Annotated in this window: 2 pseudogenes; both read right to left on the bottom strand. The window is 70.8% G+C overall.

What is annotated here, in order from left to right:
• Positions 1-184 (bottom strand): annotated as a pseudogene (locus tag EAO75_RS45240) (phosphoribosylamine--glycine ligase); the annotation flags it as partial.
• Between the two features lie 332 nt (positions 185-516).
• Positions 517-937: pseudogene (locus EAO75_RS45235) on the bottom strand (hypothetical protein); the annotation flags it as partial.

Below are 937 nucleotides of genomic sequence, written 5' to 3'. Positions count from 1 at the left end.
CCCTGGGGGTGTCCGACGTCGGGGGGTGGGCCTGGCCGTCGACGTACCAGGGGACGACCTGGCCGGTGTCGTCGAAGTACGTGACGTTTCCGCGCAGCCAGGGGACCGGGCCCTGACCGAAGGGGTCCGTCACGGCGTGCGCGAGTGCTCCCGACTCCCAGCGGCGGATCTGCTCCGACCCCATGGCCCTACCCCTCCCTCGTTCCCCCGTGGTGGTGCATCGAGCGTTGTGTGTTGTGTTGTGTGGTGCGGGTGCCGTGTGTGGTGCGGCGTGTGGCGCCTTGCGTCTGGTGTGGTGCACGGTTCGCCGCGCGGCCTGGGCTTTTGTGTGCCTGTCGTATGGCGTAAGCCCTTGCCATATGCGCTATCGGTCCCAGCACATCACATTGCGCACGCATCCTGTCACTATTCGTTGCGAATTGGCCGAAAGTGGAACCGGGGGCTCCGACCGCATACGTCGTACACAGCCGTCTGGCCTGGACGTGTACGGCCGTCGGGCCGGGGCGGGCGTGGCCCTCAGACGAGGCGCACCGGCTTCTCGGGGCGTATCCCCGACTCCACCAGCCAGGCGCGCAGGGGCGCCGGGTCGCCGTCCTCGATGAGGCTGAGGACGTGGGGGGTCAGGTCGCCTGCCCGTACGCCGTTGATGACAAGGGTGGGGCCGTCGAGCCAGTCCAGGCCGGGGGCGGCGCCCGCGGTGTCCATCGCGGCGCAGCAGACCATCGCCGTCACATGGTCGGTGAGCAACTCGCGTGAGGTGCGCGGCGGTTGGAGCGGGAAGAGCGGCAGCGCGCCTATGTCCAGGAGGGTGGCGCCGGGGGCGGGGGACGCTGCCTGCTCCGCGGGGGCCGCGGCCTCTTCGCGGGCCATTTCGGCGGTCAGGCCGGCGGCGAGCGCGGAGCTTCGCTCGGTCTCCTGGTCGTCGCCGGGGTGATCC

It is taken from the genome of Streptomyces sp. UW30 (assembly GCF_008042075.1).
Lineage (GTDB): Bacteria > Actinomycetota > Actinomycetes > Streptomycetales > Streptomycetaceae > Streptomyces.
The sequence above is the reverse complement of the archived record's forward strand: the minus strand, read 5'-3'. Positions and strand labels throughout refer to the sequence as shown.